Origin of the sequence: Bacteroides faecis MAJ27 (genome assembly GCF_900106755.1) — a bacterium.
GTDB classification, from domain to species: Bacteria; Bacteroidota; Bacteroidia; order Bacteroidales; family Bacteroidaceae; genus Bacteroides; species Bacteroides faecis.
Window position 1 is genome coordinate 179286 of record NZ_FNNN01000005.1, and the last position, 20057, is coordinate 199342.

Genomic DNA, 20057 nt, shown 5'->3' on the forward strand with positions numbered 1-20057 from the left:
TTTTATTGCTTTTAGACATAAGAACAAAAGAACATATTTTTTCTTATGCGTTATTTTTATGTTTATATTCTCTGAATTTTCTTTTTATTTCGATACGTTCACCACCAAAGTTTATTAATAAGCCGTGGTCTGTATTGGTAGCGGTTAAGTAATTTACTAATTGGGTTTCGTGTATAGGAAGAAGATGCTGTACCGCTTTAAGTTCAATGATTATTTCTCCTTCTACGATTATGTCTGCTCTGAATTCTCCTACAATTTCATTTTTGTAATATACATTTATAGGAGTTTCTGTATCTGCATGAATACCCTTTTCTTTTAATTCTATCATCAATGCTTTCTGATAAACATTTTCAAGAAAACCTGCTGCAAGGTGTGTTCTTACATTATAAGCACACTGGATAATAGCTTTTATCAAACTTTCTATTTCCATGTTTCTTTTTTGTTCTTATGTTCTTTTGTCTAAAAAATAAGATAATGTGTCTCATCTGTATGCATGGGAGGATATTCCTGTTTGTTGTGGTCGTTGAGTTGAATTTCTGATTCCATTATTTAATTAGTTATTTCAAGTTTATTATAAGTTATTATTTTTGTATTTTAGTTTGGGAGAGATCCCCAAAAGCAAACCTACTTTTCATTTCCCGAATAATTTACTCGTATAATCAAGGGAACGGCTAATGTCGAAGTACATTTGATTGCCTTCATAATGCTGGCATTTATCAAACTCTATCAGATCGCATTTATTGACTAGCGATTGACTTTTCATGTTTTCCATTCTGAATAACATGTTCAGTAGCTGGTATTCATCATTAACGCAGATAACCTTGAATGCTGTCTCTTCACTTGTGCCGTCTCCTGTAAGGGAAATCATAGTAAGAAGGGCTGCGTATCGCTTCGAATAATGCTTTATTTCCTGGATATCTTTTTCAAGTAAACCTGCTAATCCGTACATGTTGTATAATAATTGAAGAGATACAGGATTCTTTTTCAGCAGTTCTTTACCGGTATTATAAGCGTCTTCATATTTTTGCTCTTTAATCAGTTTCCGGAGATCCTGAAAGTTATCCATACTTCCTTTATAGGCAGGAGTAAAGGAGTATCCGTAATATATCATGGCATAATCCTGGCGGGTGAGTAGGCTATCATTTTCCTCAAAACGTTGCATGAGTTTCTGAAATTCCGTACTATGGTCGGTTACATATTCCTTGATGGCAGAATAATCTACGTTCAATATCTCTTGTGCGGAACAGTACATCTGAAGACTAAGTATACTTATAAAGAAGAGAGTTATGAGTTTTTTCATGGCAGTATTTTTTAGGATATTATGATTTACAAAAATACCATTCTTTTTCAGGATTCCAAATGTATAGGCATAAAAAAAGGAGCAACGCCTTGCTCCAACCTTTGTTAACCTTAAATCTAATACTATGAAAAACACAGTGCAAAGATACGGACTTCTGTGAAATCTGCAAATAATCCAAAGAAAAATCCATGTTATATAACATAGATTAAGAAAATTACTTCTTCACTTAACGGATATTCGGTATTTAATCGTTCATATAAAGAGTTTTTTTATCTTTGCATGCAATTTGAATTACTAATCTTTATTATAAGTATATGGAAAAGAAAAAATTGGGTCAATGGATGTTATTGGCTGTTGTTTGTTTGAGTTTCTCGGTAGGAGAGATCTATGCACAGAAACATGAGTTCGCTGACTTTAAACGTTATGCGAAAGAGAATGCAACACTTGCGCAACCTGTGAAGAAAGAAAAAAGAGTTGTTTTTATGGGCAATTCCATTACGGAAGGATGGGTGAGGACGCATCCTGACTTTTTCAAAACGAATGGATATATTGGCCGTGGTATCAGCGGACAGACTTCCTATCAGTTTTTACTTCGTTTTCGGGAAGATGTGATAAATCTTGCTCCGGCATTGGTTGTCATTAATGCGGGAACAAATGACGTGGCTGAAAATACAGGTCCGTATAATGAAGATTATACATTCGGAAATATTGCATCTATGGCAGAGTTAGCGAAAGCAAATAAAATAAAGGTGATTCTGACTTCAGTGCTGCCGGCTGCTGAATTTCCATGGAGACGGGAGATCAAGGATGCTCCTCAAAAGATTCAGTCACTGAATGCCCGTATAGAAGCTTATGCCAAGGCTAACAAAATTCCGTTTGTGAACTATTATCAGCCGATGGTAGTTGGCGAGAACAAGGCTTTGAATCCTCAATATACAAAAGATGGAGTACATCCGACAGGTGAGGGATATGAAGTCATGGAAACATTGATCAAACAAGCTATTGAAAAGGCACTTTAGTGAATGAATTAGTCAATAGAATATATAAAAAATGCCTCTTGAAAAGAAATCAAGAGGCATTTTTTCTTGCTCTTAGGTTGTGGAAAAGACTAGAAAAGTGTCATAATCTCATTCCAACTATTTACTCGTTTATAATCTGTTATAAAAATATTATGCGGTTGGGTGAAAATATATTTTTCACCATCAAAAATTCTGAGATTTTTGGGATGATCGTCAATCATTATATCTCCTTTGATACTGTCTTTGCGTCCGCAAAATATCATTTGCTCCCATGTGATGAAAGGGAAATGTTTGTTGAGCCATTCTTGTTTTTCTGTTAGACTTTGCGGATATTCGGTGGCTGAAGACTATACTATAGCTTCTTTGGGGGGATATCGATTATTTGGTTACTGAAGATTCCAAAGTAGAGTCTATTATGGAACATTGGCCAAGGCATTCGTATATTATTTTATAGAATTGAAAAAGCTTAGATAACGTATGGACATAAAAAAAGGAGCAACGCCTTGCTCCAACCTTTGTTAACCTTAAATCTAATACTATGAAAAACACAGTGCAAAGATACGGACTTCTGTGATATTAGCAAATTATTCATCCTTAATAGGTGTTTTTATAACACTAATTAGCAAAAGTGCGGGTTTGTTATAGATTTATTGATATTTATGAGCCGTTTATCCCCATTTTTCTTTCATCAAATCTTCCAGTTTTAATAATTCGTTCCGATATTGGGCGGCTTCGATAAATTCCAGCTTTTTGGCAGCTTCCTGCATTAATTTACGGGTACGTTCTATGCTCTTCTCCATTTGTGCTTTACTCATGTATTGTACAACAGGGTCGGCTGCAATATTAGGAGAGGAAGGTTCCACGTAAGCATGTTTTTCCTTCAACATTTCATCGGCTTCCGAGCCGGCATTGCCAAATACAGACAAGTTTCTGGCCTTCTTGATCTGCTGTGGAGTGATACCGTTTGCTTCATTGTAAGCCAGCTGTTTCTCACGTCGACGATTTGTTTCATCGATCGTAAGCCGCATGCTGTCCGTTATTTTATCAGCATACATAATCACTTTTCCGTTTACGTTACGGGCGGCACGTCCTGCTGTCTGGGTCAATGACCGATGGGACCGGAGGAATCCTTCCTTATCGGCATCAAGGATAGCGACAAGAGATACTTCCGGCAAGTCAAGTCCTTCACGGAGCAGATTGACGCCAATAAGTACATCGTAAACACCTTGTCGCAGGTCATCCATGATCTTCACACGTTCTAACGTATCTACATCGCTGTGAATATAGTTGCATCTTACATTATTATTGAGAAGATATTCGGTCAACTCTTCCGCCATACGTTTAGTAAGTGTTGTGACAAGTACCCGTTCTTCTTTTTCGATGCGGAGCTGAATCTCTTCCATCAGGTCGTCAATCTGGTTGAGGCTCGGTCGCACTTCGATGACAGGATCAAGCAGGCCGGTAGGACGGATAACCTGTTCTACAACGATTCCTTCCGATTGTATCAGTTCATATTCCGCCGGTGTGGCACTGACATAAATCACTTGCTTTGTCATCTCTTCAAACTCTTCAAACTTCAGAGGACGATTGTCCATGGCAGCAGGCAATCGGAAGCCGTATTCTACCAGATTGATTTTACGGGCACGGTCGCCTCCGTACATTGCGCGGACCTGCGGTATGCTTACATGGCTTTCGTCAATAACCAGTAAAAAGTCGTCCGGGAAGAAGTCGAGAAGACAATAAGGACGTGTGCCGGCAGCACGGCCATCGAAATAACGGGAATAGTTCTCGATACCGGAACAATGTCCTAATTCCCGGATCATTTCCATGTCGTAGGTCACCCGTTCGTACAGTCGTTTGGCTTCATATTCTTTACCGATAGATTCGAAGAATGCTACTTGCTTGGTTAAATCATCTTCTATCTCATGAATAGCGCGAAGAGTAGCCTCTTTGGTGGTCATGAATAGGTTGGCGGGATAAATCTTATAAGCTTCGAAAGGGGCGGTAGTCATGCCGGTAATCGGGTCCACTTCTTCTATGCCATCAATTTCATCCCCCCAGAAAGTGACGCGAAGCAAGGTGTCCGAATAAGCGAGATAAATATCTACCGTATCTCCTTTTACGCGGAAGTTGCCTCGATTCAGTTCAATATCGTTACGGACATACAGGCTATCTACAAGACGACGCAGGAAAACATTGCGGTCGAGCATCCGGCCCCGTTCAATTTCAATTACATTTTTATAGAAATCCGACGGGTTTCCCATACCATAGATACAGGAAACAGAGGATACGACTACTACATCTTTCCGACCGGATAACAGAGAAGAGGTAGCAGCAAGACGCAGTTTGTCAATCTCGTCATTAATGGCAAGATCCTTTTCTATATAAGTGTCTGAATTCGGCAGATAGGCTTCCGGCTGGTAATAGTCATAATATGAAACGTAGTATTCTACGGCGTTATTAGGGAAGAATCCCTTGAACTCACTGTATAGCTGCGCTGCCAGTGTTTTATTATGGCTCAATATCAACGTAGGTTTGTTGATGTTGGCGATCACATTGGCGATGGTGAATGTTTTTCCCGACCCGGTAACTCCCAATAATGTCTGTGCAGGAACTCCCTGAAGTACCCCTTCAGTGAGCTGAGCGATGGCTTCCGGTTGGTCCCCGGTAGGTTTGTAAGCTGATGTTAGTTCAAAATTCATAGTTAAATCCTAAAAAGTGGAGCAATATTCGGCAAAATAATTGAGATTACAAATCATTTTTCCAAATAAATCCTTTACTTTGCAACATATTAATATCATGAAACAGATTCATACAACTAATAATACCAAGAGAACATGATTTGGAATGAGACCATTGAGTGTATGGACCGCGAAAGTCTTCGCAAGATTCAAAGCATACGACTCAAGAAAATTGTGGATTACGTTTATCACAACACGCCTTTCTATCGGAAGAAAATGCAGGAAATGGGTATAACCCCGGATGATATCAATTCGATTGACGATATCGTGAAACTGCCGTTTACTACGAAACATGATTTAAGAGATAATTATCCTTTTGGACTTTGTGCTGTACCGATGAGCCAGATTGTGCGCATTCACGCTTCTTCCGGTACTACCGGAAAGCCGACAGTAGTGGGATACACCCGCAAAGACCTGTCATCATGGGCGGAATGTATATCACGTGCTTTTACTGCTTATGGAGCAGGCCGTTCAGATATATTTCAGGTTTCTTATGGATATGGACTTTTTACCGGTGGGTTAGGAGCACATGCCGGAGCTGAGAATATTGGAGCGTCTGTGATTCCGATGTCCAGTGGTAATACAGAGAAACAGATCACATTAATGCATGATTTTGGATCAACTGTTCTTTGCTGTACTCCTTCGTATGCGCTTTATCTGGCGGATGCCATTAAAGATTCCGGTTATCCGCGTGAAGAGTTCCAGCTGAAAGTGGGAGCTTTCGGTGCAGAGCCCTGGACAGAGAATATGCGTCATGAAATCGAAGATAAGCTCGGTATCAAAGCATATGATATCTACGGATTGAGTGAAATAGCCGGGCCGGGTGTCGGTTATGAGTGTGAATGCCAGCATGGCACGCACTTGAATGAAGATCATTATTTCCCGGAAATTATAGATCCGAATACATTGTTGCCGATAGAACCCGGGCAGACGGGTGAACTGGTGTTTACTCATCTGACAAAGGAAGGAATGCCATTGCTCCGTTACCGTACGCGTGATTTGACAGCGTTGCATTATGATAAATGTTCCTGCGGGCGTACATTGGTTCGTATGGATCGTATTTTGGGACGTAGTGACGATATGCTGATTATCCGTGGTGTGAATGTATTCCCGACTCAGATAGAGTCTGTTATACTTGAGATGGAAGAGTTCGAACCACATTATTTGTTAATAGTGGACCGTGAAAACAATACCGATACCATGGAACTTCAGGTAGAAGTGCGTCCGAATTTCTATTCGGATGAGATAAACCGCATGCTGGCGTTGAAGAAGAAGCTGGCAGGTCGTCTGCAAAGTGTGCTTGGTCTGGGAGTGAATGTAAAGCTGGTAGAGCCGCGTAGCATTGAACGTAGCGTGGGCAAAGCAAAACGAGTGATTGACAACAGAAAAATTTGAAATAGATATTAAGTAATAGGTATTAAGTATTATCGTAGCTGTAAATGGAATCCGCATGGCTGATATTTAATACATATTACCTAATACCTGTATTTAAAACTTAAAACTTTACGATAATGGTAGCAAAACAACTCTCTATCTTTTTGGAAAACAAGTCCGGCCGTTTGACGGAAGTGACTGAAGTGCTGGCAAAAGAGAATATCAATCTTTCTGCCTTGTGCATCGCCGAAAATGCTGATTTTGGCATTTTGCGTGGAATTGTATCCGATCCGGATAAAGCATATAAAGCATTGAAAGATAATCATTTTGCTGTGAATATAACAGATGTAGTTGGTATTAGCTGTCCGAATGTGCCGGGAGCTTTGGCAAAAGTGCTGGGATTCTTGTCGGCAGAGGGCGTCTTTATCGAATACATGTATTCATTTGCCAATAATAATGTGGCAAATGTTGTGATTCGTCCCAGCAATATGGATAAGTGTATTGAAGTACTGAAAGAAAAGAAAGTCGATCTGTTGGCTGCGAGCGAATTGTATAAGCTGTAACCGGGTGACTGACAATACAAGCGGACGGTGAACGAGGAACAGTAGGGCTGATGTATGAGCATGGCACTACTTGTTTGTCGTTCACCGTTTATTATTGACTGTTGGCAGCTTCCCGTTCGACGTCATTTTTTCTCTTTTCGTCGATGTTTAACGCCTTTTATGTATTAAAAAACATAGATTAATTGGTTAATTCCCCGCGAATAAGTAACTTTGCGCAATATTTTTTAAAAGGATGAAGAAAAATATCATTATAACTTTGCTCGCAGCAGCCTCTCTGACATCGTGTGGAGAGTACAACAAATTGCTGAAAAGTACCGATTGCGAATACAAGTACGAGGCCGCCAAAAACTATTTTGCAAAAGGGCAGTATAACCGCTCAGCTACCTTGCTGAACGAATTGATTACAATCCTTAAAGGAACCGATAAGGCGGAGGAGTCTCTGTATATGTTGGGTATGAGTTACTATAATCAGAAAGATTATCAGACAGCTGCCCAGACATTTATCACCTATTTCAACACTTATCCTCGTGGGACTTTCACTGAACTGGCACGTTTCCATGCAGGTAAATCCCTGTTCCTGGATACTCCGGAACCACGTTTGGATCAATCAAGCACTTATCAGGCTATCCAGCAACTGCAGATGTTCATGGAGTATTTCCCGAACAGTACCAAGAAGCAGGAAGCGCAAGATATGATTTTTGCTTTGCAGGATAAACTGGTGTTGAAAGAACTCTATTCAGCGAAGTTGTATTATAATCTGGGCAACTATCTGGGAAATAACTATGAGTCATGTGTAATTACAGCCCAGAATGCACTCAAAGATTATCCCTATACAGATTATCGCGAAGAACTTTCTATCTTGATTCTGCGTGCCAGACATGAAATGGCCATTTATAGTGTAGAAGATAAGAAGATGGATCGTTACCGTGAAACGGTAGATGAATATTATGCTTTTAAGAATGAATTTCCAGAAAGCAAATACCTGAAAGAGGCCGAAAAAATATTCAATGAATCACAGAAAGTAATTAAAGACTAAATTAAAATAGATTTATGGACTACAAAAAAACGAATGCTCCTGCTACGACAGTAACCCGTGATATGATGGAACTCTGTGCTGACACAGGGAATGTTTATGAAACTGTTGCCATTATTGGTAAGCGTGCTAATCAGATTAGTGTGGAAATTAAAAACGATCTTTCTAAGAAATTAGCAGAGTTTGCTTCTTACAATGATAATCTGGAAGAAGTATTCGAAAATAGAGAGCAGATTGAAATTTCTCGTTATTATGAGAAACTTCCGAAACCTGACTTGATTGCTACACAGGAATACATCGAAGGGAAAATTTATTATAGAAATCCGGCTAAGGAGAAAGAAAAACTTCAGTAATTTATTTTCTAACGAAAGAATTGATAGTCAAGTAGTAAGCGGGAAGTATTTTCCTATTCCTTATTGCTTGGCTATTATTGTTTAACTTAACTACTATAGAATATTTATGATTCAACGGATTCAAAGTTTGTACTTATTGATTGTTACAGCGTTGCTGATCGCAGCAATGTGTTTGCCAATGGGATATTTTATCGACACTACGGGAGAACATCCTTTTAAAGCTCTGGGAATAGATGTGAATGGAACTTTCCAGTCTACTTGGGGGATATTTGGTATTCTGATGCTGAGTGCCCTGGTAGCTTTTGCGACTATTTTTCTGTATAAGAACCGCATGTTACAGATTCGCATGTCGATCTTCAATAGTTTGTTGCTGGTAGGTTATTATATTGCCTTTATTGCTTTCTATTTTGCATTGAAGAGCGACGCTAATTTGTTCCGTATTGGTTGGGCACTTTGTTTGCCACTGGTATCCATTGTTCTGAACGTGCTGGCTATTCGTGCTATCGGACGTGATGAAGTGATGGTGAAGGCTGCAGACAGACTTCGGTAAGAGTATGAAGGAAGCTCCCGGCATAGGGAGTGGCTTTATAGAAATAAAAAAACAGGCGCGAACTTCGCGCCTGTTTTTTTATTTCTACTATCTTTTACTTTTTCAGATCGAATAGATAAGTGAATTTCACCGTGATTGTGCCATGAGCTGCACGAGAGAAATAGTCTTTTTTCGTTGTACTGTAAAAGTCGGACAATGCAAAATAATAACGTCCTTCGAGCAGGAAGCTGCCGGCTTTCTTGGTTCTGAATTCTATTCCACCACCACCGGCTATACCGTAATCGAATTTGTTTTGGATTTTATCACCGTAAACAGCTTTTTGCGTGTCTGTCAGTTTATTCATATCTATATTCTCCATACTTTCAGATTCGCTGATCAAGAGTCCGATCTGCGGACCGGCGTTGACAAAGAATTGCAATCCTCTTTCTTTTCCGAATGCCAGATGCGCCAGGAAAGGGATATCGATATAAGTCATTTTCCGTGTGTATGAGCGGGTAGGATCTTCCACTGTCTGTCCGTTTGCATCCATAATTTCGAATAGCTCATCCCAGCCACGTTGTGAGATGTTTAACTCCACTTGCGCGCCACAGATCATCGCAAAATATTTTTCGGAAATATAACGTGCTGTCAACCCTCCGGTGATACCCATTAATGAGTTTTGCTTGATTTTAGGAGTAAATGAAGCACTGTTTAAGTTGACACCCCCATTAAACCCGACAGAAAAATTCTGGCGTGGTTCGCCAATCTGTGCGGTGGCCGGAAGTGCAAGTCCCATTATCAGGGAAGCAGCGATCAGAACAGATTTTATCTTTATCATTTTTTGTATTATTCGAAGTCAAGTTTTACTAATTCAAAATTCTTCGTGAAATGGATGAAGAATACTTTCTTGTTGATGAATCCTCCCCAGTTGTTGACGCGTTCAAATTTGAATCCTGTCTGTATGGGAGTCAGATTCATTTTTGGCAAGTTGTTTTCCAGCTCCGAGCCATAGCGTGACAATCCTTTCAGAAAGAAGAAACCTGTATCAAAACCGAGCATTCCGTAGCTGGGATATTTGCTGACTAAATCTTTACTATACCATTTGTGGTAATTGTTGATGAACTGTATAGCAGCCGGAAACAATGTATTGGTGTAGAATGATGAATAGAAATAGGTATCCAGTTCAAAGAAACTTTCCAGATGATCCCGGGTGTACGTTTGCCATTCAGGATAACCGAACAGGCGGATATTCTGCTCCGGAGTGTCTCTGACCAATAGAATCAGCTGAGGAAGAATCTTGATCAGCATAACATTATTGCCTGAAGCCGGGATGAAAACATTTTCCTTGTCAGTGCGAAGAGCTTCCTTCAGCATATCTTTGGTAGCGTTTTCATTGACGGTTTTCATCGATATTCCCTTGTTTTTCAGCTCTTGTTTCATGCCACTTATAAACTCAGCCTTTTCTTTGTCTGCGCTGGTTGGCTCAATGAAAATGACGTTTGCATTCGGAAATTGGCGGGTAAAGTGTTCGTATACTTCTGAATACAAATAGGATTGTGGAGTATTAATCTGATAGATGGCGGGATTATTAAACACCTCTTCACCTTTCGAAGAGAAAGGGATGACTAACCGTATATCATTCTTTTTTGCAAAAGTAGATAAAGGTTTGATTTGCTGCTGGTGCATCGGGCCGAAAATGACATTCATACTCTTCATCTCATTCTTAGCCAGAATAGAATTTAATGTAGAAACATCTTTCCCACAGTCATATACATATAAATCAATGGAAGTGCCTGTACGTTTCAGGCTGTCTACTGCCATCAGGAAACCTTCATAATATTCCACCATCCGTTTGTCTTCCTGGAAAGGCAATAGCAAAGCGGCTTTGATAGTGGAAATTTCCTGAGGAGTTTCTTTACTCTTGCGGAAAAGTTCGTTGTTGCTGGGTGGAATAGCGTACGGGTCCTCTTTGGGAGTTGTCGGCTGCATCGTTATTGCGCCAGGATAGGGGATGCAAAGATATTGTCCTTTTTTCATTCCGTTTTTCAGTTCGGGATTGGCGGCAAGCAGTTCTTGCTCGCTGATTCCGTATTCGCGGCTTACGCTGAATACAGTTTCTTTGCGTTTCACCTTATGCATATCTTTGCATCTGGATTGTACAGGACCTTGGATAGCAGGTTTATCAACCGGTGTTTGTGCCGTTGCTGTTTCCGGTTCTTGCTCCAATGGGATGAGAATCACCTGACCGATACGGAAGTTTTCAGCGCTTAATCCCGGATTTGCTTCACAAATGGCTTTCGCAGATACATTATAGATTGTAGTCAGTTTATATAAAGTTTCTCCGGATTGAATCGTATGAAATGTTTCTCCTTTCTGGCTTTCTTTTCCTTTAGGGATTTTTATGGCCTGTCCGGCATAAATTTTCTCATCACATCCGGGATTCAAACGTATGATGTCGTTTGTTGTGACATTATACATCTTGGCGATTGAGTATAAACTCTGTCCTTTTTCGATGGTATGCAAGAAGTAAGATTGGTTCTCTTGTGCATAACTAATAGCGTATGAGGCGCTTATAAAAAACAAACATAAGAATATTCGGCTTATCGGTTTCATCAATTTATAACTATTGGTTCTTGAAATCAAGGAACAAAGGTACGAATAATGCCCTATATCTTCATAAGATTTGAGTTAAGAAAATAATATTGTGCTTTTTTAGGAGCATATTTCGGGCGGAAACATTAATTTTGTACCATTTATGAAGGATATGAATATGCAAGAAACAGAATATATTAATGTGTATGGTGCTCGTGTGCACAACTTGAAAGATATTGATGCTGAAATTCCCCGTAACAGTTTGACAGTGATTACCGGATTGAGTGGTAGTGGTAAATCTTCTTTGGCTTTCGATACGATATTTGCCGAGGGACAACGCCGTTATATCGAGACTTTTTCAGCCTATGCCCGCAACTTCCTGGGGAATCTGGAACGTCCGGATGTCGATAAAATAACCGGTTTGAGTCCGGTTATTTCCATTGAACAAAAGACGACGAATAAAAATCCCCGTTCCACTGTAGGAACAACAACGGAGATATACGATTATCTTCGTCTGCTTTATGCCCGTGCAGGTATTGCCTATTCGTACTTGTCGGGTGAGGAGATGGTGAAATATACGGAGGAACAGATTCTGGATCTGATTCTGAAAGATTATAAAGGAAAGAAGATATACTTGCTCGCACCATTGGTCCGTTCGCGTAAAGGACATTACAAAGAACTTTTCGAACAGGTACGCAAGAAAGGATATCTCTATGTACGGGTAGATGGCGAACTGCGTGAAGTGACACATGGTATGAAGCTCGACCGTTACAAAAATCATGATATTGAGGTTGTAATAGATAAGCTGATTGTAGCTGATAAAGATGATAAACGACTGAAACAGAGCGTGGCAACTGCGATGCGTCAAGGTGATGGTTTATTGATGATTCTCGATGCACAAACAGAAAATATCCGCCATTACAGCAAGCGCCTGATGTGTCCGGTCACAGGATTGTCTTATCGGGAACCGGCTCCTCACAACTTCTCGTTCAACTCTCCGCAGGGAGCATGTCCGAAGTGTAAAGGATTGGGAGCCGTTAATCAGATCGATGTCGATAAGGTGATTCCCGACCGTGAACTTTCCATCTATGAAGGAGCCATAGCGCCTTTGGGAAAATACAAGAATGCGATGATTTTCTGGCAGATTGGTGCTTTGCTGGAGAAGTATGAGGCTACTTTAAAAACTCCGATGAAGGAATTGTCAGACGATGCGGTTGAAGAAATCCTGTATGGTTCTGACGATCGGATTAAGATCAAAAGTTCGTTGATAGGGACTTCTTCCGATTACTTTGTGACCTACGAGGGAGTCGTAAAATATATCCAGATGCTTCAGGAAAAAGATGCATCTGCTACAGCGCAGAAGTGGGCGGAACAGTTTGCACGGACCACTGTTTGTCCGGAATGTAAAGGTGCCCGGTTGAATAAAGAAGCATTACACTTCCGTATTCACGACAAGAACATCAATGAGCTGGCAAATATGGACATTAATGAGCTATATGACTGGCTGATGAATGTGGACCAGTTCCTGTCTGACAAACAGAAGAAAATCGCTGCCGAGATTCTGAAAGAGATTCGTACGCGTTTGAGATTCCTGCTGGATGTAGGGCTGGATTATCTGGCGCTGAATCGTAGTTCAGTCAGTCTGTCCGGTGGTGAAAGCCAGCGTATTCGTCTCGCTACACAGATTGGTTCCCAATTGGTGAATGTACTTTATATTCTGGATGAACCCAGTATCGGATTGCACCAGCGTGACAATCTGCGACTGATCCGTTCGTTGAAGGAGCTCCGTGATATGGGGAACTCTGTTATAGTAGTTGAACATGATAAAGATATGATGCTGGCTGCCGACTATGTGATTGATATGGGACCGAAAGCGGGACGTCTGGGCGGAGAAGTCGTTTTCTCCGGAACTCCGTCGGAAATGCTTAAAACCGAAACGATGACTTCGCAATATCTGAACGGAAAGATGAAAATAGAAATTCCGGTCAAGCGGAGAAAAGGGAATGGGAAGTCTATCTGGCTGAAAGGAGCGAAAGGAAATAATCTGAAGAATGTAGATGTTGAATTTCCGTTAGGTAAGTTGATTTGTGTGACAGGAGTATCCGGAAGCGGTAAGTCGACTTTGATTAATGAGACTTTGCAGCCGATTCTTTCACAGAAATTCTATCGTTCCTTGCAGGACCCCTTGGAATACGAGTCTATTGAAGGACTGGAAAATATAGATAAGGTAGTCGATGTGGATCAGTCTCCGATAGGACGTACTCCTCGCTCCAATCCGGCTACCTATACGGGTGTATTTTCAGATATCCGTAATTTGTTTGTAAGTCTTCCGGAAGCCAAGATCCGCGGTTATAAACCCGGTCGTTTCTCTTTCAATGTATCGGGCGGTCGTTGTGAAGCCTGTACGGGTAACGGATACAAGACGATTGAAATGAACTTCTTGCCGGATGTGTATGTACCTTGTGAAGTTTGCCATGGCAAACGCTATAATCGTGAAACGCTGGAAGTACGTTTCAAAGGAAAGTCCATTGCTGATGTGCTTGATATGACTATCAACCGTGCTGTCGAATTTTTTGAGAATGTTCCGCAGATTCTGAATAAGATAAAAGTCTTGCAGGATGTCGGTTTGGGCTATATTAAATTAGGACAGTCATCTACCACCCTTTCCGGTGGAGAGAGCCAGCGTGTGAAACTAGCGACAGAATTGTCCAAACGAGATACCGGTAAAACACTTTACATTCTTGACGAACCGACTACCGGCCTCCATTTCGAAGATATCCGTGTGTTGATGGGGGTACTTAATAAATTGGTGGATAAGGGCAATACCGTTATTGTAATCGAACATAACTTGGACGTTATCAAGATGGCGGATTATATCATAGACATGGGGCCTGAAGGTGGTAAGGGCGGGGGAGTACTCCTTAGCTACGGAACACCGGAAGAGGTTGCGAAGAGCCAGAAAGGTTATACTCCGAAGTTTCTTCGCGAGGAGTTAGGACTTTGATATTGAAGTATGAGTGCCGGCTTATGGGCTTTTGTCCGATAAGTCGGCATTTATCATATTCTTTAGTATATATTGCATACAAGATTAATAAAAGAAACAACAAAATGAAGATCAATAAGACGAATGCGGCGCGTTTGCTGGATAAAGCTAAAATAGCTTATGAATTGATTCCTTATGAGGTGGACGAAAATGATCTGAGTGCTATTCATGTAGCAGCCAATTTAGGCGAAAATATAGAGCAGGTATTTAAGACACTTGTTCTTCACGGTGACAAAAGCGGCTATTTTGTTTGCGTCATCCCGGGTGAACACGAAGTTGATTTGAAACTGGCGGCAAAGGCTTCCGGCAATAAAAAGTGCGATCTCATACCCGTGAAGGAACTTCTTCCGCTGACGGGATATATCCGGGGAGGTTGTTCGCCCATTGGAATGAAGAAGCATTTTCCTACTTATATTCATGACACTTGCCTGCATTTTCCGTATATTTATGTAAGTGCCGGTGTACGGGGGCTTCAGATAAAGCTTGCACCGGATGATTTAATCCGTGAATCGAGGGCAGAAATTTGCCGTTTATTTGAGGAATAAATCCAAAAAAGTATATATTTGCAGAATATATGTCATTAGAAAAATTATCAATCATTAATTAATAAATTTATATCTATGTTTGACAAACACCCTAAAGGACTGATAGCAGCCGCTTTAGCCAATCTAGGTGAACGCTTCGGCTTCTATACAATGATGGCAATCCTCGTGCTTTTCCTGCAAGCTAAGTTTGGAATGAATGGAAAAGAAGCAGGATTTATTTATTCAACTTTTTATTTCTCCATTTACATTCTTGCTTTGGTCGGAGGTATTATTGCCGATAAGACACGAAACTACAAAGGAACTATTTTCACGGGAATCGTGCTGATGGCAGTGGGGTACCTGTTGCTGGCTATTCCATCTAAGACTCCGGTAGACAATCAGACCTTTTATCTGGTGATCACCTGTGCCAGTTTGTTTGTGATTGCATTTGGTAACGGATTATTTAAAGGAAATCTGCAGGCTCTGGTAGGGCAGATGTATGATAATCCCCAATATGCAAGTATGCGTGATTCCGGTTTCTCCTTATTCTATATGTTCATTAATATCGGTGCCATTTTTGCTCCGTTTGCAGCGGTAGGTGTACGTAACTGGTGGTTATCTACTTTCGGTTACAATTATGATGCCGATCTTCCTGCATTATGTCATGGTCATTTGGCTGGTACGCTGTCACCCGAAGCTACCGAAACATATCATACATTGGTAGAGAAAGCCTCCAGTGTTCCGGTACAGGATTATACAGCATTTTCATCTGATTATTTGAATGTCTTTACCACAGGTTTCCATTATGCGTTTGGAGTGGCTATCATCGCGATGGTCATTTCTTTGACGATCTATTTGCTGAATAAGAGAAACTTCCCGGATCCCAGCAAGAAGGCAGCTGCTTCTTCCTCCTCTTCGTCTGCTACTGTAGAAATGAGTATTCAGGAAGTAAAACAACGTATGTACGCTCTCTTTGCAGTATTCGGAGTCGTTATCTTCTTCTGGTTCTCTTTCCACCAGAACGGTTTGACATTGACTTACTTTGCAAAAGAATACACTGACCTCAATTTGTTTGGCATGCCTATTTCTGCAGAGTTGTTCCAATCACTGAATCCATTCTTCGTTGTCTTCCTGACTCCTGTGATCATGGCAATCTTTGCCAGTCAGCGCAGACGTGGAAAAGAACCTTCTACTCCTAAAAAGATTGCGATTGGTATGGGTATTGCGGCATTAGCCTTTATCGTAATGGCTGTCGGCTCTTATTTTGCCAATCTACCTTTGCACAAGGATATTATTGCTGTAGGTACTTCACCGGTGAAAGTGACTCCGTTCCTGTTGATGCTGACTTATCTGATTCTGACGGTAGCTGAGTTGTACATTTCCCCGTTGGGAATTTCGTTTGTGTCTAAAGTGGCTCCTCCGAAATACCAGGGTATCATGCAGGGAGGATGGCTAGGTGCAACTGCGCTTGGTAATCAGCTGCTGGTGATCGGTGCTATCCTATACGAATCAATTCCTATCTGGATGACATGGACTGTATTTGTTGTAGCTTGTACTATTTCAATGTTTACAATGATTTTCATGCTGAAATGGCTGGAACGCGTAGCGAAATAAGCTTGCGTCAGTAATACATAAAACGAATGCCCCGGAACGGATATTGTCATTCAATCCATGTTCCGGGGCATTTTGTATATAGCTTTATTTTTCAGATATCCAGTCCCATGATATAGTCATTCATGTAATATCCGTTGCCAATCGGAAAATCTCCTTCCCGCAACTTTCTCATTCCCATCCGTTCATAAAACAGTAAAGCTTTATTGTCACGGTTCACATTCAGCTCCATTAAGCAAGGTTCCGGATGTACTTCCTTTATATATTTGATAGCTTCTCTGAATAAAAAGCTGCCGCAGTGCGCGCCTTGAAAATAGGGGAGAACATAAATTTTCTGAAGATGGAATACATTTTCTTCCTGTTGTTGTACAGAGACGTAGCCGCAGGGCTCGCACTCTTCATACGCGATAAAATAAACATGGCCTTCTTCTTCCATTTGTTTCCGGATATTTTCGGGAGAGTACATCCAGTCCATCATATAATCCAGTTGTTCGGGAGATAAGATCTCTTTATAAGTAGCGGGAAATACTTCACCCGCCATTTGGTTGATCAGTCCGCAATCATCTGTGGTTGCTTTTCGAATAGTAAACATATGTATTTTCTTTTTTGTGGTTTTTTTGAGTTGCAAATATAGCGATTATTTCTTTTTATAATAAGGTGGTAACTTCTTAATGGTTTAATTATTATTAAATTATAGTACTTTGCAATGCAAGGTACTAAAGTAATGCATATATTTGTTCTGTCAAAAAGAAAAAGAACAATGAATGTAGACAATGTAAAATCTCAGATGAGAAAAGGCATGTTAGAGTATTGTATCATGCTTTTACTTCACAAAGAGCCGGCCTATGCTTCTGACATTATTCAGAAGTTGAAAGAGGCGCAGCTGATTGTGGTGGAGGGTACCTTATATCCATTGCTGACACGTTTGAAGAATGACGATTTGTTGAGTTATGAATGGGTAGAATCCACGCAAGGTCCACCTCGTAAGTACTATAAGCTTACAGAAAAAGGAGAAGCCTTTTTAGGCGAGCTAGAGCTGTCCTGGAAGGAGCTGAATGAAACAGTGAATCATATTGCTAGTAGATAATTCGATAAAGAAGAAATAATAATGAAAAAAACATTGACTGTAAATTTAGGAGGAACTGTCTATCATATAGATGATGATGCCTACCGTCTGTTGGACAACTATCTGGCCAACCTGAAACATTATTTTCGCAAACAGGAGGGAGCGGAAGAGATTGTGAATGATATCGAGATTCGTATTGCCGAGTTGTTTGCCGAGAAAGTGTCTGCAGGGAAGCAAGTCATTACCCTTGCCGATGTAGAGGAAATCATAGCCCGGGTAGGCAAGCCGGAGGACTTTGGTGTATCTGACGACGAATCTGAACCTCGTAAAAAGGAGCAGGCTGCTTCTGCCGGTCAGGGATATACACGGACTGCCACTACCCGTCGCTTGTTCCGTGATCCGGATAATAAACTGCTGGGAGGTGTGGCTTCGGGGCTGGCCGCTTATTTTGACTGGGATATAACGCTGGTACGCATCTTGATGATTGTCCTGTTGTTCGTTCCTTATTGTCCGATGATTATTCTTTATATTATAGGATGGATTATCATTCCCGAAGCACGTACGGCAGCCGAAAAACTGAGCATGCGTGGGGAAGCGGTGACCATTGAGAATATAGGTAAAACGGTGACAGACGGTTTTGAACGGGTTGCCGACGGAGTGAATAACTTTGTGAACTCAGATAAGCCACGCACCTTTCTACAGAAAGTAGGCGATGTATTTGTGACGATAGCTGCCATTATTCTCAAGATATTCCTGATTGCCCTTATCATTATTTGCTGCCCGATATTGTTCGTGCTAGCGGTGTTGATAGTGGCGTTGGTGTTTGTGGTGATTGCTGCACTCATTGGCGGAGGAGCTATACTTTATGAGATGCTTCCGGCTATCGACTGGACTCCTATAGCCACCGTATCTCCTATAATGACATTGCTGGGTACCATCTCAGGAATTGCCTTGATAGCTATTCCGTTAGGAGCCTTCCTGTATACCATTTTTCGTCAGTTGTTCCATTGGTCACCGATGGGAACCGGTCTGAAATGGTCTCTGTTTATCCTGTGGGTACTGGGGCTTGTCATCGTAATTATTAATTTGTCAGCTCTCGGATGGCAGTTGCCGTTGTATGGCCTGCACTGCTTTTAATGTAAGATTGTTCTATTAAAAAAGAATAATATTTATTCTTTTTCTGAGAAATGTACCCCGATAGTGTGTCCGGGGTACATTTTTTGTTTGTCTTTCTTTCTAAATCGAGATTTTTAATTAAGTTTGTAATAGCTTATTCAATAGATAAAGAAAATGGGTGAACATATATGTTTCAGGCGAAACGAACGTTTGGCTACCGTCAATCCTTATTGGAGAGGAAATCCGATGGTGCGCGGACGTTTTTTTAACAGGCAACACCGTTTCCGCCCCGGTATGGGAAGTGTGCTGAAATGGCGTCTGTCTCCCAATCCTCAGCGGAAAGAAAAGAAGACAGTGAAGTGGGACCCCAAAGTCTGCTATCTTCGTTCGCTGGATGCTGTGGTGGGAGATTCTTTAATATGGTTGGGGCATAATTCCTTTTTTCTTCAGCTGGCAGGTAAAAGAATCATGTTCGATCCGGTTTTCGGGAGCATCCCTTTTGTGAAGAGACAAAGTGAATTTCCTGCCAATCCCGACATTTTTACAGGAATTGATTACCTGCTCATTAGTCATGATCATTTTGACCATCTGGATAAACAGAGCATAACCCGTCTGCTGAATAACAATCCGCAAATGAAACTGTTTTGTGGGTTGGGAACCGGAGAATTGATACAAAGTTGGTTTCCGGAAATGAAGGTGATTGAGGCCGGCTGGTATCAGCAACTGGAAGATGAAGAACTGAAAATAACGTTTTTGCCGGCACAGCACTGGAGCAAACGTTCCGTGCGTGACGGAGGGCAGCGGTTGTGGGGCGCTTTCATGTTGCAGGGACATGGTGTCTCTCTTTATTATAGTGGAGATACAGGATATTCTAGCCATTTCCGGGAAATCCCGGAACTGTTCGGAGCTCCGGATTATGCTTTGCTGGGTATCGGCGCGTATAAACCCCGCTGGTTCATGCGTCCCAATCATATCTCTCCTTATGAATCACTGACTGCCTCCGAAGAGATGCGGGCAGGAATTACCATTCCGATGCATTATGGTACATTTGATTTATCAGACGAACCTTTGCATGATCCGCCTAAAGTATTTGCAGCAGAAGCAAAAAAAAGAAAGATCCGTGTGGAAATCCCTTATCTGGGAGAAATCGTAAAACTGAGTAAAAGAAAGTAATTATAAAACGAACTAAAGAG

Annotated in this window: 18 protein-coding genes and 1 pseudogene; 12 read left to right on the forward strand and 7 right to left on the reverse strand. The window is 41.1% G+C overall.

Translation table 11 applies throughout. The features are described 5' to 3' along the window. Window positions 1–43: 43 nt before the first annotated feature. Both BLW31_RS06345 and BLW31_RS06350 read right to left on the reverse strand, forming a co-directional pair. Window positions 44–430, reverse strand: coding sequence for a GxxExxY protein (locus tag BLW31_RS06345; protein WP_010538400.1), 387 nt, complete (start codon window positions 428–430; stop codon window positions 44–46). Between the two features lie 201 nt (window positions 431–631). Next, window positions 632–1300: a DUF4919 domain-containing protein gene (locus BLW31_RS06350; protein ID WP_010538399.1), complete on the reverse strand. Its 669-nt coding sequence runs from the start codon at window positions 1298–1300 to the stop codon at window positions 632–634. 314 nt (window positions 1301–1614) lie between these two features. On the opposite strand from BLW31_RS06350, the gene BLW31_RS06360 reads away from it, so the two are divergent. Further along, window positions 1615–2319: an SGNH/GDSL hydrolase family protein gene (locus tag BLW31_RS06360; protein ID WP_010538398.1), complete on the forward strand. Its 705-nt coding sequence runs from the start codon at window positions 1615–1617 to the stop codon at window positions 2317–2319. Between the two features lie 89 nt (window positions 2320–2408). Here the strand turns inward: BLW31_RS06360 and BLW31_RS06365 are convergent. Both BLW31_RS06365 and uvrB read right to left on the reverse strand, forming a co-directional pair. Then, window positions 2409–2603 (reverse strand): annotated as a pseudogene (locus BLW31_RS06365) (5' nucleotidase, NT5C type); the annotation flags it as partial. 384 nt (window positions 2604–2987) lie between these two features. Continuing rightward, window positions 2988–5021 carry an excinuclease ABC subunit UvrB gene (gene uvrB / locus BLW31_RS06370; protein ID WP_010538396.1) on the reverse strand — a complete coding sequence of 678 codons (2034 nt, stop codon included), beginning with the start codon at window positions 5019–5021 and terminating at the stop codon, window positions 2988–2990. Window positions 5022–5156: 135 nt separating this feature from the next. Here uvrB and BLW31_RS06375 point away from each other — a divergent pair, with 135 nt between their 5' ends. From BLW31_RS06375 to BLW31_RS06395, 5 genes are all read left to right on the forward strand, one after another. Next, a complete protein-coding gene (locus BLW31_RS06375) occupies window positions 5157–6455 on the forward strand; it encodes a phenylacetate--CoA ligase family protein (protein WP_010538395.1) in 1299 nt (432 codons plus the stop codon). A 116-nt stretch (window positions 6456–6571) separates the two neighbouring features. Continuing rightward, window positions 6572–6997, forward strand: a complete 426-nt coding sequence (locus BLW31_RS06380) for an ACT domain-containing protein (RefSeq protein ID WP_010538394.1) — start codon at window positions 6572–6574, stop codon at window positions 6995–6997. Between the two features lie 232 nt (window positions 6998–7229). Further along, window positions 7230–8033, forward strand: a complete 804-nt coding sequence (locus tag BLW31_RS06385) for an outer membrane protein assembly factor BamD (protein ID WP_010538393.1) — start codon at window positions 7230–7232, stop codon at window positions 8031–8033. A 14-nt stretch (window positions 8034–8047) separates the two neighbouring features. Then, window positions 8048–8383, forward strand: coding sequence for a DNA-directed RNA polymerase subunit omega (locus BLW31_RS06390; RefSeq protein ID WP_004299989.1), 336 nt, complete (start codon window positions 8048–8050; stop codon window positions 8381–8383). A 106-nt stretch (window positions 8384–8489) separates the two neighbouring features. Continuing rightward, entirely contained in the window at window positions 8490–8933 is a 444-nt protein-coding gene (locus tag BLW31_RS06395; protein ID WP_022301879.1) for a DUF4293 domain-containing protein, read from the forward strand. A 94-nt stretch (window positions 8934–9027) separates the two neighbouring features. Here BLW31_RS06395 and BLW31_RS06400 read toward each other — a convergent pair whose 3' ends face one another. Further along, a complete protein-coding gene (locus BLW31_RS06400) occupies window positions 9028–9750 on the reverse strand; it encodes a porin family protein (protein WP_010538391.1) in 723 nt (240 codons plus the stop codon). Window positions 9751–9758: 8 nt separating this feature from the next. Beyond that, window positions 9759–11525, reverse strand: a complete 1767-nt coding sequence (locus BLW31_RS06405) for a LysM peptidoglycan-binding domain-containing protein (protein ID WP_022301877.1) — start codon at window positions 11523–11525, stop codon at window positions 9759–9761. A gap of 157 nt (window positions 11526–11682) precedes the next feature. Between BLW31_RS06405 and uvrA the strand changes: the two genes are divergently transcribed. The 3 genes from uvrA to BLW31_RS06420 all read left to right on the forward strand — a co-directional run bounded on the left by uvrA (window position 11683) and on the right by BLW31_RS06420 (window position 16685). After that, window positions 11683–14508, forward strand: coding sequence for an excinuclease ABC subunit UvrA (gene uvrA / locus BLW31_RS06410; RefSeq protein WP_029425595.1), 2826 nt, complete (start codon window positions 11683–11685; stop codon window positions 14506–14508). Window positions 14509–14612: 104 nt separating this feature from the next. After that, window positions 14613–15092: a Cys-tRNA(Pro) deacylase gene (gene ybaK, locus BLW31_RS06415; protein ID WP_010538388.1), complete on the forward strand. Its 480-nt coding sequence runs from the start codon at window positions 14613–14615 to the stop codon at window positions 15090–15092. A gap of 75 nt (window positions 15093–15167) precedes the next feature. Next, window positions 15168–16685, forward strand: a complete 1518-nt coding sequence (locus BLW31_RS06420) for a peptide MFS transporter (protein ID WP_010538387.1) — start codon at window positions 15168–15170, stop codon at window positions 16683–16685. Between the two features lie 91 nt (window positions 16686–16776). On the opposite strand, the gene BLW31_RS06425 is transcribed toward BLW31_RS06420, so the two are convergent. Continuing rightward, window positions 16777–17274 carry a GNAT family N-acetyltransferase gene (locus BLW31_RS06425; protein WP_010538386.1) on the reverse strand — a complete coding sequence of 166 codons (498 nt, stop codon included), beginning with the start codon at window positions 17272–17274 and terminating at the stop codon, window positions 16777–16779. A gap of 168 nt (window positions 17275–17442) precedes the next feature. Between BLW31_RS06425 and BLW31_RS06430 the strand changes: the two genes are divergently transcribed. The 3 genes from BLW31_RS06430 (at window position 17443) to BLW31_RS06440 (ending at window position 20037) form a co-directional block, all read left to right on the forward strand. Continuing rightward, the gene (locus BLW31_RS06430; protein ID WP_010538385.1) at window positions 17443–17769 is read left to right on the forward strand and encodes a PadR family transcriptional regulator; all 327 of its coding nucleotides are present in this window, start codon (window positions 17443–17445) and stop codon (window positions 17767–17769) included. 21 nt (window positions 17770–17790) lie between these two features. Continuing rightward, the gene (locus BLW31_RS06435; RefSeq protein ID WP_010538384.1) at window positions 17791–18885 is read left to right on the forward strand and encodes a PspC domain-containing protein; all 1095 of its coding nucleotides are present in this window, start codon (window positions 17791–17793) and stop codon (window positions 18883–18885) included. A gap of 153 nt (window positions 18886–19038) precedes the next feature. After that, complete coding sequence (locus BLW31_RS06440) at window positions 19039–20037, forward strand: MBL fold metallo-hydrolase (protein WP_010538383.1); 999 nt, start codon at window positions 19039–19041, stop codon at window positions 20035–20037. Window positions 20038–20057: the final 20 nt, after the last annotated feature.